Genomic DNA, 13,185 nt, shown 5'->3' on the forward strand with positions numbered 1-13,185 from the left:
CGGAGCCGTCCGTCGGTGCTGCCGACCGGGCCGGCGCGTCGTCAGCGGGAGTCCGGGGCCCGCTCCAGCAGCGGTGCCGCGTCGGAGAGTACCCCGGTGATCCTGGTCAGCGTCGCCTCGTCCCGTTCCACGGCGTCCAGCACCGGTCCGGCTGCCGTGTTCCAGCGCCGCGCCACCGCGGCGGCGTCCTCGCCGGTGAGCAGTCCCGCTGCCTGTGCCGCCGCGCCGAGCGCGACCAGCTCCCTCGCCTCCGGTATCTGGACGGGGCGCCCGGACAACCGCCTTACGGTCTGCTGCCAGGCCGCACCGCGCGCCCCGCCGCCGATCAGCAGCAGCGGTGCTGACGGGTCCGCGTCGGCGTCGAGGACCAGGTCGAGGGCGGCGAGCAGGGAATGGACGGCGCCGTCGTAGGCGGCCTGGAGCAGTTGGCCGGCGGTTGTGTCGTGGCGCAGCCCGGTGAGCAGGCCGGAGGAGTGCGGGAGGTTCGGAGTGCGTTCGCCGTCCAGGAAGGGCAGGAGAGTGGCCTCGGTGCCGGGTTCGACGGCTTCCCGGTCCAGACGCAGCAGCGTCGCGACGCGGTCGACGGCGAGCGTGCAGTTCAGGGTGCAGGCCAGCGGCAGCCAGTCGCCGCGTGCGTCGGCGAAGCCCGCCACGGTGCCGGTGGGGTCGGCGGGGCGGTGCCGCGACACGGCGTACACGGTGCCGGACGTGCCGAGGCTCATCACCGGCACGCCGGGAGGCAGCCCGAGCCCCAGCGCGGCGGCCGCGTTGTCGCCGGTGCCCGCGGCCACCAGGGTGCCCCTGGAGAACGGCAGGCCGTGGCCGTCGCGCACGGTGCCGGCCACCTCTGCGGGCCGCACCACGCGGGGCAGCAGCGCCGGATCGAGTCCCACGCGCGCGAGCGTCTCCTCGTCGTACGCCTCCGTGCCCGCCGCCCACCACCCGGTGCCGGACGCGTCGCCGCGGTCGGTGGTCCCCTCACCGGTGAGCCGCTCGGTGAGGTAGTCGTGGGGGAGGCGTACGGCCTTCACCGCGCGGAGCGCGTCCGGCTCGTTCTCCGCCAGCCAGGCCCACTTGGTGACCGTGAAGGAGGCGCTGGGCACACTGCCCGTGCGCTCCGCCCAGGACTTGGGACCGCCCAGCTCGTCGATCAGGCGGCGGGCCTGCGGGGCCGAGCGCACGTCGTTCCACAGCAGAGCCGGGCGTACGGGCTCGCCCCGGGCGTCCAGTGTGACCAGGCCGTGCTGCTGTCCGCCGATCGACACCGCGGCGGCCTCGCGGGCTGCGTCGCCGCACTGGTGGAGGGCCTCGCCCAACGCGTCCCACCACTGGCGCGGATCGCTCTCGCGGCCCGCCCCGGAGGTGACGGTGTGGGGGGCCTGACCGCTCGCGACGACCCGCCCGGTGGCCGCGTCGACGACCAGCGCCTTGGTGGACTGGGTGGACGTGTCCACGCCGACGACGAGCGGACCTTCGGCTGCTGACATCGCGCTCTCCCTCTTCCGCGGGTCCTGGGACCCGGCCTTCATTCCTTCGGGGACACCTTGTCCCTTCCCAGGACCGTGTGTGCATACTAATTTGTAAAGCGCCATGACGAAATAGTCGGCAGCGAGTGACCGGCAGCGAGTGAGGAGCCGCGCAATGAACTACCAGCCCACTCCCGAGGACAGGTTCACCTTCGGTTTGTGGACGGTCGGCTGGCAGGGCCGCGACCCGTTCGGCGATGCCACCCGGCGGGCCCTTGACCCGGCGGAGTCCGTTCAGCGTCTGGCCGAGCTGGGCGCGTACGGCATCACGTTCCACGACGACGACCTGATCCCGTTCGGATCGAGCGACACGGAGCGCGAGGCACACGTCAAGCGGCTTCGGCAGGCGCTGGACGCCACCGGCATGAAGGTGCCGATGGCGACGACGAACCTGTTCACCCACCCGGTGTTCAAGGACGGCGGGTTCACGGCCAACGACCGTGACGTGCGCCGCTTCGCGCTGCGCAAGACGATCCGCAACATCGATCTCGCGGTCGAGCTGGGCGCAAGCGTGTACGTCGCCTGGGGCGGCCGGGAGGGCGCCGAGTCCGGCGGCGCCAAGGACGTGCGGGACGCCCTGGAGCGCATGAAGGAGGCCTTCGACCTGCTGGGCGAGTACGTCACCGGGCAGGGCTACGACCTGAAGTTCGCGATCGAGCCGAAGCCGAACGAGCCGCGCGGTGACATCCTCCTGCCCACGGTGGGCCACGCGCTGGCGTTCATCGAGCGCCTGGAGCGCCCGGAGCTGTACGGCGTGAACCCCGAGGTCGGCCATGAGCAGATGGCCGGTCTGAACTTCCCCCACGGCATCGCGCAGGCGCTGTGGGCGGGCAAGCTCTTCCACATCGACCTCAACGGCCAGTCGGGCATCAAGTACGACCAGGACCTGCGGTTCGGCGCCGGTGACCTGCGGGCGGCGTTCTGGCTGGTCGACCTGCTGGAGAGGGCCGGTTACGCGGGCCCGAGGCACTTCGACTTCAAGCCGCCGCGGACCGAGGACCTCGACGGCGTGTGGGCGTCGGCGGCCGGCTGCATGCGCAACTACCTGATCCTCAAGGACCGGGCGGCCGCCTTCCGCGCCGACCCCGAGGTGCAGGAGGCTCTGGCGGCGTCCCGGCTGGACGAGCTCGCCCGGCCGACCGCCGAAGACGGTCTCGCGGCCCTGCTGGCCGACACCAGCGCCTACGAGGCCTTCGACGCGGACGCCGCCGCCGCGCGCGGCATGGCCTTCGAGCGCCTCGACCAGCTCGCCATGGACCACCTGCTCCGCGCCCGCTGAGACACCCCGCGGAGCGACTCCGCCAGGACACCCGCGGAACCACTCGCTCTCCGCGCGCGGGCTCCGGCCCCCTTCCGTACGGGAGGGGGCCGGAGCCCGTCCCGGGGGCTCTTCGCGGCCGCTCCCCTCAGTCCTCGGGGCCGAACGTCAGAGCTCGTCCCCCGCTGCAGGCGCCATGGAGGCCAGAGCCGTCGCAGGGTCCTGCGCGGGCTCACCCGCGGGTACCCAGCGCCCGCCCTCCTCGCGGTACGGCCACCAACGCCCCTCGCGGTCCAGACGCAGCTGCCGCGGCGCGCCCACCACGGTCCACCGGTTGGCCCGTGCCCGCAGGGACGGGCGCTCGTCCTCGTCCCAGGCGGAGTCCAGCGCGGCACGCGCGCGTGCCAGTGTGTCGCTCTCCACCGCCCATTCGTCCTCGAGTACCGACAGCGCGCTCCGCCCCCCGAGCCGCCACGCCCGGACGGCGACGGACAGCGCGTCCCGGGTGCGCCCCGAGCCCTGCGCGAGCCGGTCCAGTACCTCCGCTCCGGGGCCGCCCGCGGCCAGGCGTACCGCGTCCTGTGCCGGGGTCGGTTCCCCGTCCACGGGCTGCCGCGCGTGTCCGTCCCGCAGGGCTCCGGCGAGCAGGCGGTGTGCCTCCGACGCCGCTCGGGCGGCCAGGAAGGCAACGGCGGACGGGTCGACGCCGGGCGGGGGCGCCGTCTCGGTGTCCAGCGACGGGGGGACGCCGGGGCCGTCGCCGAGGACGGGCGGCGCGGGCAGCGGAGGCAGTACGTGCCCCGCCGCGTACGCCTCGGCGGCGTCCACACCCTCCGGCCGGGCCACGCTGTCCCCGGCGGGTGCGGCGCCGTGCGTGTGGAGCGCGTCGAGTACGGCGTCCTCAGCGCGGCCACGCATCAGCAGCAGGACGAAGGGATCCTGGTCCAGCAGCCTGGCGACCTGGTAGCAGAGCGCGGCGGTGTGCCCGCAGTGGTCCCATGCTCCGCACTCGCACTCCGGTTCGAGGTCACCCATCCCGGGCAGGAGCTCGATGCCGGCGGTCGCGGCGTCCTCCACGAGGTGCGGCGGCATGTCGCGGTCCAGCAGCGCCGCGACGTGCCCGGACCGTTCGATCGCCATCTCGGCGAAGCGGTCCCACTGGGCGTCGGAGAGCTGCTCCAGCAGGACGTCGGCCCGATGCGCCGTACCGTCCCGGTCCTGTACGACCGCGGTGATGCGCCCCGGCCGCACCGACACCGCTCCGACCGCTCCCGCACGCGCCAGTCGCCGCCCCGCCTTCACCTGCGCCGCGTCCATCGCCGCGTCCTCCAGGGCCTTGAGCCAGGCCCGTCCCCACCATGTCCCGGCGAAACCCCGCCCGTGCGCGGGCGGCAGGGCGGAGAACGTCCGTTCCGTGTCCTCGTACCGGCTCATCGCGTACCCCCTCGCAGTTCCACCAGGTCGGCCAGTTCCGCGTCCGTCAGTTCGGTGAGCGCCGCCTCGCCCGTGCCCAGTACCGCGTCGGCGAGTTCCCTCTTGCGGTGCAGCAGCGCCGCGATCCGGTCCTCGATCGTCCCCTCGGCGATCAGGCGGTGCACCTGTACGGCGCGGGTCTGGCCGATGCGGTGGGCGCGGTCGGTGGCCTGGGCCTCGACGGCGGGGTTCCACCAGCGGTCGTAGTGCACGACGTGCTCCGCGCGCGTGAGGTTCAGCCCGGTGCCGGCCGCCTTCAACGACAGCAGGAAGACCGGTGCCTCTCCGTCCTGGAACTGCCGCACCAGCGACTCCCGTGCCGCGACCGAGGTGCCGCCGTGCAGGAGCAGCGACGTCACACCGCGCGCGGCAAGGTGCTGCTCAAGGAGGCGCGCCATCTGCACGTACTGGGTGAAGACCAGGGTGCTCGCCCCCTCGCTGAGGATCGTGTCGAGCAACTCGTCCAGCAGCTCCAGCTTTCCGGACCGGCCGGTGATCCTCGGCCGGTCCTCCTTGAGGTACTGCGCGGGGTGGTTGCAGATCTGCTTGAGGGCCGTGAGCAGCTTCACGATCATGCCTCGCCTGGCCATGCTGTCCGCCCCGGCGATCTCCGCCAGCGCCTCGCGCACCACCGCCTCGTACAGGCCCGTCTGTTCCGCGGTCAGGGACACCGGATGGTCGGTCTCCGTCTTGGGGGGCAGCTCCGGCGCGATTCCCGGGTCAGACTTGCGGCGACGCAGCAGGAAGGGCCGTACGAGCCGCGCCAGGCGCTCCGCAGCCGCCTGGTCCTGGCCGCCCTCGACGGCCTGGGCATAGCGCCGGCGGAAGGCGCCGAGTCCGCCCAGCAGGCCCGGTGTGGCCCAGTCCAGGACGGCCCACAACTCCGAGAGGTTGTTCTCCACCGGGGTGCCGGTGAGTGCCACGCGCGCGCGGGCGCCGACGGTACGCAGCTGCCGCGCGGTCTCCGAGTACGGGTTCTTCACGTGCTGGGCCTCGTCCGCCACCACCATGCCCCACGGAACGGCGGCGAGCCGGTCGCTGTCCAGACGCATGGTGCCGTAGGTGGTCAGCACGAACTCGCCGTCCGCGAGGGCCTCCAGGTCGCGCCGGGAGCCGTGGAACCGGCGCACGGGCGTGCCGGGCGCGAACCGCTCGATCTCACGCTGCCAGTTGCCCATCAGGGAGGTCGGACAGACGACCAGAGTGGGCCCGGCGGCGTCCGCGTCGGTCTGCCGGTGCAGGTGGAGGGCGATCAGCGTGATGGTCTTGCCGAGCCCCATGTCGTCGGCCAGACAGCAGCCCAGACCCAACGACGTCATGCGGACCAGCCAGTTGAGGCCCCGGCGCTGGTAGTCGCGCAGGGTGGCGTCGAGCGCCGCAGGCTGTGCGACGGTGTCCTGCGCCTCCGGATCGGCGAGTCGCTCCCGCAGCTCTGCCAGCCATCCGGTGGGGCGCACCTCCACGCGGCGTCCGTCGACCTCCGTCGAGCCCGTCAGGACGGAGGCGAGCGCGTCGACCGGTCTGATTCTGTGGTCCTGCCGTGCCCGCGCGCGGCGCGCCTCGTCGGGATCGACCAGCACCCACTGCTCCCGCAGGCGCACCACGGGGCGGTTCGCCTCGGCCAGCAGGTCCAGTTCCCCGCGCGTGAGCCCCTCGCCGCCCAGGGCGAACGTCCAGTTGAAGGCGAGCAGCGAGTCGGCGGACAGGAGCGACGGTCCGGTCCCGGACATGTCCGTGCGGCCGGCCTGGGCGCCGTCGGGCGGCCCGACCTCCGCGCGGGCGCTCAGGTCGCGTGCCAGCTCCTTCGGCCAGTGCACGTCGACTCCCGCACCGGCGAGCGCCCGGGATCCGGTGCCGAGCAGTTCGGTGACCTCTTCGTCGGCGAGTTCGACGGCGTCCGGCACGGCGGCCGACAACAGGGGCGTGAGGGCGGGCCAGGCCCGTGCCGCACGGCGCAGGGCGAGCAGGGCGTCCATCTGCGTGCGCGTACCGAATCCGTCGCCCACGGTGCCGGCCCACACCTCGGAGGTGTCCGCGACGAGCGCGGGATCGCTGACGCTGTGCACCTGCGGCACGATCCGGAAGGCGGGCCGGGCCTCCTCGGGCGCGGCGGCCGACAGGCCCCGCACTTCCACGCGCAGGGAGAGCCGGACGCCGGTGTCGTGCCCGGCGGCGACATCGGCGGCCCACTCGCCCAGCTCGGGCGTCCGCCGGAGCTCGTGGGAGGCGTACACGGGTCCGGCCGTCACGAGTCCGGCCGCGGGGGAGCGGGGAAGCGTGTCGGCGACGGCGTCCAGGAAGGCGCGCACCAGCCGCTCCGGTTCGGGCAGCCGGGCGGGCCCGGGGGTGTCGACCGGGACGGCGTGTGCCTCCGGCGGCATGGCGGCGGCGAGGTGGCGAACCCGTTCGGTCTCCTCCGCTCCCAGCGGACCGGCGCGCCAGGCGTCGTGGCCCTTCGTGGACAGGCCGGGCAGCAGCAGCCCGCGTGCCACGACGTGCAGGGCCTCGGTCGCGACGGCGCCCCAGAACACCGACGCCCGGTGGCTGTCCGCTCTCACACGCGCGCGTGTGAGGACCGGCAGCGCCGCCCGTACCGGCAGGAGCAGAGCGGGCACGCTCACCCTCGCCACGCCGTCGCTGCCCGGCAGCAGGACCGTCAGGTCGTCGACCGTCGGCCGTTCGCCGAGCCCCGACGGAACGGTTCCGGGCGGCTCGCCGTCGGGCCTCCAGAACGCGATCCTGCCGGTGCGGGCCGGATCACCGGGCAGGAAGGTGGCACAGCAGCCGACGAGCGCGGGGGTCTCAGAAGCGGGGGCCTCAGAAGATGGTGCGGGGAGATCCGTCTGCACGGCGATGATGTATTCCTCAAATTTGACTAGACGGGACGCGGCGGCCGATTGTACATGAGTGTCAAGGAGGTGGGATGCGGAGAAGGTGTGGCATGAGTCACTCCGGGGCGGGGAGATGTCTTCCGCGGGATGAGCCGCCCTCTGTACCTCAGGGGTGCGTAAGGGTCCGGTCTCAGGGACGACTCAGGGCCGCGGTACGGAACTGCCGGGCACGCGGGCCCGTTTTCAGGACAGAGAGCGGCAGAGGCCGCGAAGGAGGCGACAACATGTCGAAGAACGCCAAGGTTGCGGCAGGGGGCGTGGCGGCCGGACTCATCCTGCTGATCTGGCTGCCCTGGTGGGCCGCCCTGCTGATAGTTCTCGGAGTCCCGGCCGCCGCGTACCTCACCCTGGATCCGTCTCAGAGGCAGAGGCTGCGCAGGGTCACGCGCAAGGAGATAGGGCGCTGAGGCACCCGGACACGAATGGGCCCGGGAGGAAGGGGCAGGGCAGAGCACGCCGGACGATGTGAAACCGGGGGCTCACCGCCGTGCGGGCCGCGCCGTCCGCGACTGTCGATCGCCGGGTGCTCCGGCGTCCTGCCGTCAGCTGGGCCGTACGGCCATCTTGTCGAGGGACTCCAGCAGCCCCGGCAGCGACGGCCCGCGTCCCACCGGCAGGACTTCCCCCGGCTCCTCGTCGAGCAGGATGAAGGCGATGTCGTCGGTCCTGGCCACGAGCGACCAGCCGGGACCGTCGGCTCGCAGCGTCCGAGCGTCCCCCGGTGCGAACGACGACCGGACCCGCCCGAGAGGCGGCGGCGTGTCGACATAGGCGCGGGCCTCCTCGAGCACGCGCCGGACGCCGTCGTGCCCGGACTGCTCCGTGCCCTTCGAGCCGGCCGCGCGGTCCGTGGCGTCCGCGGTGCCGGCTGTCGGGTCCTGCGCTTCGCGTGCGCTGTCGGCCGTCCCGTCGGGAGGGGCAGTCCCCGCAGGTGCGTCGCCGCCCGGCACGGGGAACTCCGCGTCGTCGACCTGCTCCCGCCACTGTGCCCACTGCAACGCGATCTCGTCGGCCCCCAGGCGCCGCTGCGCCGGTCCCCACACCGTGGTGTCCGGAGGGCGGAGCGCGGGCTGGTCGGCGGACTCGGGTCCGGGGTCGTGCGGTGCGGGCACACCGGGCGCCGCCACGGCGACCGCCAGGGGCCAGCCGGGCAGCGCGGCGACGACCGTGCGCTCTTCCGGTGACAGGTCGTACTCCATGCCGCAGTCCCAGGACGCCACGGCGACGGCGACCAGTGAGACGTCGTCGACGACAACCGTCCACCGGGCGCCGTCGCCGTCCTGACCGAGCACCAGACCGTAGCCGTCGGCCAGCGGAGGAAGACCGAGCGCGGCGCACGCCTCCGGGTAGTCGTCGCCCAGCACACTCGGAAACTTCGCCGGCGTCAGCAGCACCGCCGTGAGCACGTAGAGCGCATCGTCCGCGGCGGCGACGGCCTCCTCGTCCGTCCCGGCCATCCCAGCCTCCCCATCGGTTCGTCCAATGGCGCGCACCCTAGTGCTCCCGGGAAGTCCTTGTCACGACTCCCGGACGCACCCGAGCTGCAGTTTTCCGGCTGGACAGGGGCGAATCGACCACCGGAGACCGACGTGGACGATCAGGTCGCGGGCAGTCCCAGGAGGGCCCGGGCGACGTCCCGCGGCGGCTCGTCGCGTTCCCGCGCGAGCGCGATCACGGCCCGGCAGGCGAGTTCGTTCACGCCGAACGACAGGGCCTCCGGAGACACCCAGCCCGCCGCCTCGTCCATCCCGTCCTGGTTGTTCTCCACACCCGCCGAGACGTAAGCGGCGGCGGCCTCGAACAGGTTGTGTGAGCGTGCCCGTTTCCGGGACTCGGGTCGAGCCCTCGCCGTCGCGTCCGTGCGCCGATCGGCGCGCCGTCTGTTCCAGGTCTCACGGATCCTGCCCAGCATGTGGATCACCCTCCCCTGACGGCCGCCATGGCGCACCGTACGGATTCTGCTGCTCAACGTAGAGTTGAAGCTGCGGCGGCAGAAGGGGGCAGTCCGGGGGCCCCTGGGAAGCCCGAGGCTCTTCGACGGTCGACGCGGACTTGCCGTACGGATCCGCCGCGCGGATCTCTCCAGGACGTCCCGGAGAGCTGTCGGCCGACCTCGGCCCACGGCTCTCCGGGGACTTGGCGCGTCACTGGGAGCGGCGGCGGTGCCGGGCGCGACCCGAGGTCAGGCCCCGCGAACGGCGAGGGCCAGGAAGCGGCCGTCGTCGTCGGAGTACGACGTCAATCGCCATCCGGAGCCGGCCAGCAACGGTCGGAGACTGGGTTCCGCGCGGAGGTCGTCCGGCGTGACCCGTCGCCCCTGCCGTGCCGCCAGCGCCGCCCTGCCGATCGGGTGGAACAGGGCCAGCACGCCGCCCGGGCGCACGACGCGTGCCAACTCCCGCAGGTTCCCGGCCGGATCGGCCAGGTGCGCGATCAGCCCCGCCGCGAACACGGCATCGAGCGACCGCGAGCGCAGCGGCAGCGCCGCGACGTCGGTCAGCAGCAGCCGCCCGTCACGGTGCCGCCCGGCCTCTACGGCCGCCTGGAGCATTCCGGGCGTCAGGTCTGCCCCCAGAACCAGCCCCGAGGGCCCCACGGCCTTGCGCAACGGGGGCAACGCACGTCCTGTGCCGCAGCCCGCGTCGAGTACCCGGTCACCCTCTCGCAGGCCCAGCTCGGCGACCGCGGCCGCGTAGACCGGGCCGTCGTCGGGGAACCGGCTGTCCCAGTCGACCGCGCGGGCACCGAAGAACTCCTGTACGTGTGTGTGGTCGCTGCTCATGCCCCGCATGATTCCCCAACCGCACGGGGAAGGCTCGGGTGCGCATACCGCGCGGCCCGCCGGGTGACGGACGGGCCATGAGTGACGCGAGGGCCGCCCCACGCGCGGCGGGACTCCCGGCCGGGACAAGGCGACGATCCGACCGTCGCGTACGCCCGGAGCAGCCGTGCCGTCCGCCAGGCTGCCCCGGCCGGGCACGCCGGTCCGACCGCGAAAATGACCGCGACCGGCACCGGCACGGTCGCGCAGGCCTTCAGTCCGCCACGTCCTTCTGCGCCAGGACCTTGTCGACGGCGACGCGGACCAGGAGCTCGCCCGGAACGCCGTTGCGCGATCCGAACTCCTCGGCGCGCTCCTCACCCATGTACCGGGCTCCGACGCGGGCGGCCCAGTGACGGAGCTCGCCGACGTCCTCCGAGATCCTGGCCCGCCCCTGCAGGACGACGAAGGCGAACGGTGGCCGGTCGTCGTCCACGCACAGGGCGACCCGGCCGTCACGGGTCAGATTGCGCCCCTTCACAGTCTCCCGGCCGGTGTTGAACACGACGTCGTCCCCGTCCAGTACGAACCAGATCGGCGCCACGTGCGGGCTGCCGTCCGCCCTGACGGTCGACAGCTTTCCGGTGCGGGTGCCGTCCGAGACGAACGCCCGCCATTCCTCATCGGTCATCTTCTGTGCCATGCCTCCATCCTGCTTGCCCGGAGCACGGGCGTGGTGAAGGCTGGCGGAAGGGATCCCCCGGCAGGGGGGGGTGGAATGCGCACGGGGACGACACGGGGAGATCGGATCATGGCGCAGAACCAGGGACTCGGCTGGCTGTTGGACGACCTGACCGCACGCGTCGAACACGTGCGGCACGCGTTAATACTGTCGAACGACGGGCTGGTGACCGGAGTGAGCACGGGCCTGCGGAGGGAGGACGCCGAGCACCTGGCCGCCGTCTCGTCCGGGCTGCACAGCCTCGCCAAGGGATCAGGCAGGCACTTCGGTGCCGGCCGGGTGCGGCAGACGATGGTCGAGTTCGACGAGGCCGTCCTGTTCGTCACCGCGGCAGGAACGGGCAGTTGTCTGTGCGTGCTCAGCGGTGCGCAGGTCGACATCGGGCAGATCGCCTACGAGATGACACTGCTCGTCAACCGGGTCGGCGAGCACCTCGACATCGACGCGCGACAGCCGGGACGGATATCACCCACGGAGCCGTGACCTGCGCTTCAGCCTCTCCGGCGCAGTGGACCGGCAGAGTTGTCCACAGGCTCCCCACGGATGTCGCGACCGCGGCTACGGTTTTGTGTCAGGCGGGCGCGAACGGCGTCGGCCGCACACTCCACGGGGGAGAACGCACATGACCGGCAGCACTGTCACGCAGGCAGCGACCGCATCCGCCGCACCGGCCGGCACAGACCGTCACACCTCTTGCACCCCGAGCCGAGCGGCCCGTGAACTGGGCGTCAAGCGCAGCGAGTTCGACCTCGCCGTACACCTCGGCCGTATCCGCACCGTACCCGGCGACGCTGGAGACGGCCGGCGCGTCGGCCGCGACGAGATCGAGCGCATCCGGTCGGCGGAGGACTTCCCCCGGGGGTTCCGGTCCGCGGTCCGGGTCGTCGGGACCACGGAGGGCGCGGCGCTCATGGAAGTGACCAAAGCCCGGTTCACCCGCCTCGCCCGCCTGGGCCTGCTGGTGCCGGTGAGCTTCTACGTCAACCGTTACCGCACCGTCGTCTGGTTGTACCTGGCCGACGAACTGCACCAGTTCGCCGCCGACGGACGGAATGCCCGACTGCTCAAGGGCCGCACGCCCGAAGGGCTGCGCGGCCAGCTGGACGAGGGCCTGGACCTGCGCCCTCGCAACTGGCGGGGACGGGACCTCGGATGCCTGCTCCGTCAGGCCGACGACCCGTGGGCCCGGGCCGCGGCCGTGGCGTCCCTGCTCGACACCGCAGAGGTGCCGGAGGTCGTCACCGATCCCTACGAGCGTTCCCATCTGCGCCGGTTCCGGCCGGTGCGGCAGCTCTCCGGCTCGCCCGGCTCCCCGGCCGCGCAGCTCGCCGAGGAGATCATGACGGCGGCGGACCCGGACGAGATCGAATGGCTCCGTGCCGACTTGGCCGACGCGGTGGCGACCGCCCGCCGGCAGTGTTCCGCGCCACGGCCGGCCGCCCTGACCGGACCAGCCCGGCCCGAGTTCGAACACGAGCAGCAGAAGCCGCGGCACGATCCGCGCGAGCCGGGGCACCATCTGCGCGGACCGGAACACCACCGGCACGGACCGGAACACCACTCGCGCGAGCCGCGCCACGAAGCGGCGGCGAACGGACGCTTCCTCGGTCTGCTCGGCCGGCTGCGGCGCAGAGGCATCTGACCTCCGAAGCCCGGAGGCAACCGACCTACAGGGCCCGGAAAAGCCCCTCCTGCACGACGGACACCAGCATGCGCCCCTCCGTGTCGTAGATCCGTCCGCGGGCCAGACCGCGCCCGCCGGTCGCGATCGGGGACTCCTGGTCGTACAGGAACCACTCGTCCGCGCGGAACGGCCGGTGGAACCACATGGCGTGATCCAGCGAGGCCATGTCGAATCCCCGCGGCCCCCACAGAGGCTCCACCGGGATGCGTACGGCATCCAGGAGGGTCATGTCGCTGGCGTAGGTCAGGGCGCAGGTGTGCACGAGCGGGTCGTCGCCCAGCGGCCCGACGGCCCGCATCCACACGGCGCTGCGGGGCTCGGCGCCCTCGACGTCCTCCGCGCTCCAGCGCAGCCGGTCGACATAGCGGATGTCGAAGGGCTGGCGCCGGGCCATCCGTTCCAGCTGCTCCGGCATCGCTCCCAGGTGCTCGCGCACCTCGTCGGCGACCGTCGGCAGGGACTCGGGATCCGGGACCTTGCGGGCCGGCGGCAGCTGGTGTTCAAAACTTCCCTGTTCAGGCTTGTGAAAGGAGGCGGTGAGCGTGAAGATCGTGCGGCCCTGCTGCACGGCGGTGACCCGTCGCGTCGTGAACGACCGGCCGTCCCGGTCCCGTTCGACCTGGTACACGATCGGCACCCCCGGGCGTCCCGGACGCAGGAAGTACGCGTGCAGCGAGTGCACCGGGCGGTCGCCGTCCGTGGTGCGGCCCGCGGCCACCAGGGCCTGGCCGGCCACCTGGCCGCCGAAGACCCGCTGCAGCGACTCCTCGGGGCTGCGGCCGCGGAAGATGTTGACCTCGATCTGCTCCAGGTCGAGCAGGGCGACGAGGCTCTCGGCGGGATTCGTCAT

General features: G+C 72.9%; 12 protein-coding genes. 4 read left to right on the plus strand and 8 right to left on the minus strand.

Going from position 1 to position 13,185, the window contains the following annotated elements; translation table 11 throughout:
* Positions 1–41: 41 nt before the first annotated feature.
* Positions 42–1,487 (minus strand): xylulokinase, encoded by a 1,446-nt coding sequence (gene xylB / locus HZS56_RS05640; RefSeq protein WP_216719578.1) that lies wholly within the window; start codon positions 1,485–1,487, stop codon positions 42–44.
* Between the two features lie 154 nt (positions 1,488–1,641).
* Between xylB and xylA the strand changes: the two genes are divergently transcribed.
* A complete protein-coding gene (xylA, locus tag HZS56_RS05645) occupies positions 1,642–2,805 on the plus strand; it encodes a xylose isomerase (RefSeq protein ID WP_216719579.1) in 1,164 nt (387 codons plus the stop codon).
* A gap of 147 nt (positions 2,806–2,952) precedes the next feature.
* On the opposite strand, the gene HZS56_RS05650 is transcribed toward xylA, so the two are convergent.
* Together HZS56_RS05650 and HZS56_RS05655 are read right to left on the minus strand one after the other, a co-directional pair.
* Positions 2,953–4,218 carry an SWF or SNF family helicase gene (locus HZS56_RS05650; RefSeq protein ID WP_216719580.1) on the minus strand — a complete coding sequence of 422 codons (1,266 nt, stop codon included), beginning with the start codon at positions 4,216–4,218 and terminating at the stop codon, positions 2,953–2,955.
* Positions 4,215–7,106 carry an SCO1167/SCO6262 family helicase gene (locus tag HZS56_RS05655; RefSeq protein WP_374201083.1) on the minus strand — a complete coding sequence of 964 codons (2,892 nt, stop codon included), beginning with the start codon at positions 7,104–7,106 and terminating at the stop codon, positions 4,215–4,217. Before HZS56_RS05655 ends, HZS56_RS05650 begins: the two co-directional genes overlap by 4 nt.
* 266 nt (positions 7,107–7,372) lie before the next feature.
* Here HZS56_RS05655 and HZS56_RS05660 point away from each other — a divergent pair, with 266 nt between their 5' ends.
* A complete protein-coding gene (locus HZS56_RS05660) occupies positions 7,373–7,555 on the plus strand; it encodes a tail-anchor membrane protein (protein WP_216719581.1) in 183 nt (60 codons plus the stop codon).
* A 135-nt stretch (positions 7,556–7,690) separates the two neighbouring features.
* Here HZS56_RS05660 and HZS56_RS05665 read toward each other — a convergent pair whose 3' ends face one another.
* From HZS56_RS05665 to HZS56_RS05680, 4 genes are all read right to left on the minus strand, one after another.
* Positions 7,691–8,605, minus strand: coding sequence for a hypothetical protein (locus HZS56_RS05665; RefSeq protein WP_216719582.1), 915 nt, complete (start codon positions 8,603–8,605; stop codon positions 7,691–7,693).
* Between the two features lie 140 nt (positions 8,606–8,745).
* Positions 8,746–9,060, minus strand: a complete 315-nt coding sequence (locus tag HZS56_RS05670) for a hypothetical protein (protein WP_216719583.1) — start codon at positions 9,058–9,060, stop codon at positions 8,746–8,748.
* Between the two features lie 270 nt (positions 9,061–9,330).
* Positions 9,331–9,930: a class I SAM-dependent methyltransferase gene (locus HZS56_RS05675; protein ID WP_216719584.1), complete on the minus strand. Its 600-nt coding sequence runs from the start codon at positions 9,928–9,930 to the stop codon at positions 9,331–9,333.
* 253 nt (positions 9,931–10,183) lie between these two features.
* The gene (locus HZS56_RS05680; RefSeq protein ID WP_216719585.1) at positions 10,184–10,612 is read right to left on the minus strand and encodes a PPOX class F420-dependent oxidoreductase; all 429 of its coding nucleotides are present in this window, start codon (positions 10,610–10,612) and stop codon (positions 10,184–10,186) included.
* Between the two features lie 108 nt (positions 10,613–10,720).
* Between HZS56_RS05680 and HZS56_RS05685 the strand changes: the two genes are divergently transcribed.
* Both HZS56_RS05685 and HZS56_RS05690 read left to right on the plus strand, forming a co-directional pair.
* Positions 10,721–11,134 carry a roadblock/LC7 domain-containing protein gene (locus HZS56_RS05685; RefSeq protein WP_216719586.1) on the plus strand — a complete coding sequence of 138 codons (414 nt, stop codon included), beginning with the start codon at positions 10,721–10,723 and terminating at the stop codon, positions 11,132–11,134.
* Between the two features lie 139 nt (positions 11,135–11,273).
* Positions 11,274–12,293: a DUF6397 family protein gene (locus HZS56_RS05690; protein WP_253913788.1), complete on the plus strand. Its 1,020-nt coding sequence runs from the start codon at positions 11,274–11,276 to the stop codon at positions 12,291–12,293.
* Between the two features lie 25 nt (positions 12,294–12,318).
* Here HZS56_RS05690 and HZS56_RS05695 read toward each other — a convergent pair whose 3' ends face one another.
* Complete coding sequence (locus tag HZS56_RS05695) at positions 12,319–13,185, minus strand: acyl-CoA thioesterase (RefSeq protein WP_216719587.1); 867 nt, start codon at positions 13,183–13,185, stop codon at positions 12,319–12,321.

It is taken from the genome of Streptomyces mayonensis (assembly GCF_018982965.1).
Lineage (GTDB): Bacteria > Actinomycetota > Actinomycetes > Streptomycetales > Streptomycetaceae > Streptomyces > Streptomyces mayonensis.

What these genes read in the sequence shown, in the direction of transcription:
- HZS56_RS05695 (WP_216719587.1), bottom strand. Translation starts at nt 13,185, where the DNA reads ATGACGAATCCCGCCGAGAGCCTCGTCGCCCTGCTCGACCTGGAGCAG.
- HZS56_RS05650 (WP_216719580.1), bottom strand. Translation starts at nt 4,218, where the DNA reads ATGAGCCGGTACGAGGACACGGAACGGACGTTCTCCGCCCTGCCGCCC.
- xylA (WP_216719579.1), top strand. Translation starts at nt 1,642, where the DNA reads ATGAACTACCAGCCCACTCCCGAGGACAGGTTCACCTTCGGTTTGTGG.
- HZS56_RS05665 (WP_216719582.1), bottom strand. Translation starts at nt 8,605, where the DNA reads ATGGCCGGGACGGACGAGGAGGCCGTCGCCGCCGCGGACGATGCGCTC.
- HZS56_RS05685 (WP_216719586.1), top strand. Translation starts at nt 10,721, where the DNA reads ATGGCGCAGAACCAGGGACTCGGCTGGCTGTTGGACGACCTGACCGCA.
- HZS56_RS05675 (WP_216719584.1), bottom strand. Translation starts at nt 9,930, where the DNA reads ATGAGCAGCGACCACACACACGTACAGGAGTTCTTCGGTGCCCGCGCG.
- xylB (WP_216719578.1), bottom strand. Translation starts at nt 1,487, where the DNA reads ATGTCAGCAGCCGAAGGTCCGCTCGTCGTCGGCGTGGACACGTCCACC.
- HZS56_RS05690 (WP_253913788.1), top strand. Translation starts at nt 11,274, where the DNA reads ATGACCGGCAGCACTGTCACGCAGGCAGCGACCGCATCCGCCGCACCG.
- HZS56_RS05680 (WP_216719585.1), bottom strand. Translation starts at nt 10,612, where the DNA reads ATGGCACAGAAGATGACCGATGAGGAATGGCGGGCGTTCGTCTCGGAC.
- HZS56_RS05660 (WP_216719581.1), top strand. Translation starts at nt 7,373, where the DNA reads ATGTCGAAGAACGCCAAGGTTGCGGCAGGGGGCGTGGCGGCCGGACTC.
- HZS56_RS05670 (WP_216719583.1), bottom strand. Translation starts at nt 9,060, where the DNA reads ATGCTGGGCAGGATCCGTGAGACCTGGAACAGACGGCGCGCCGATCGG.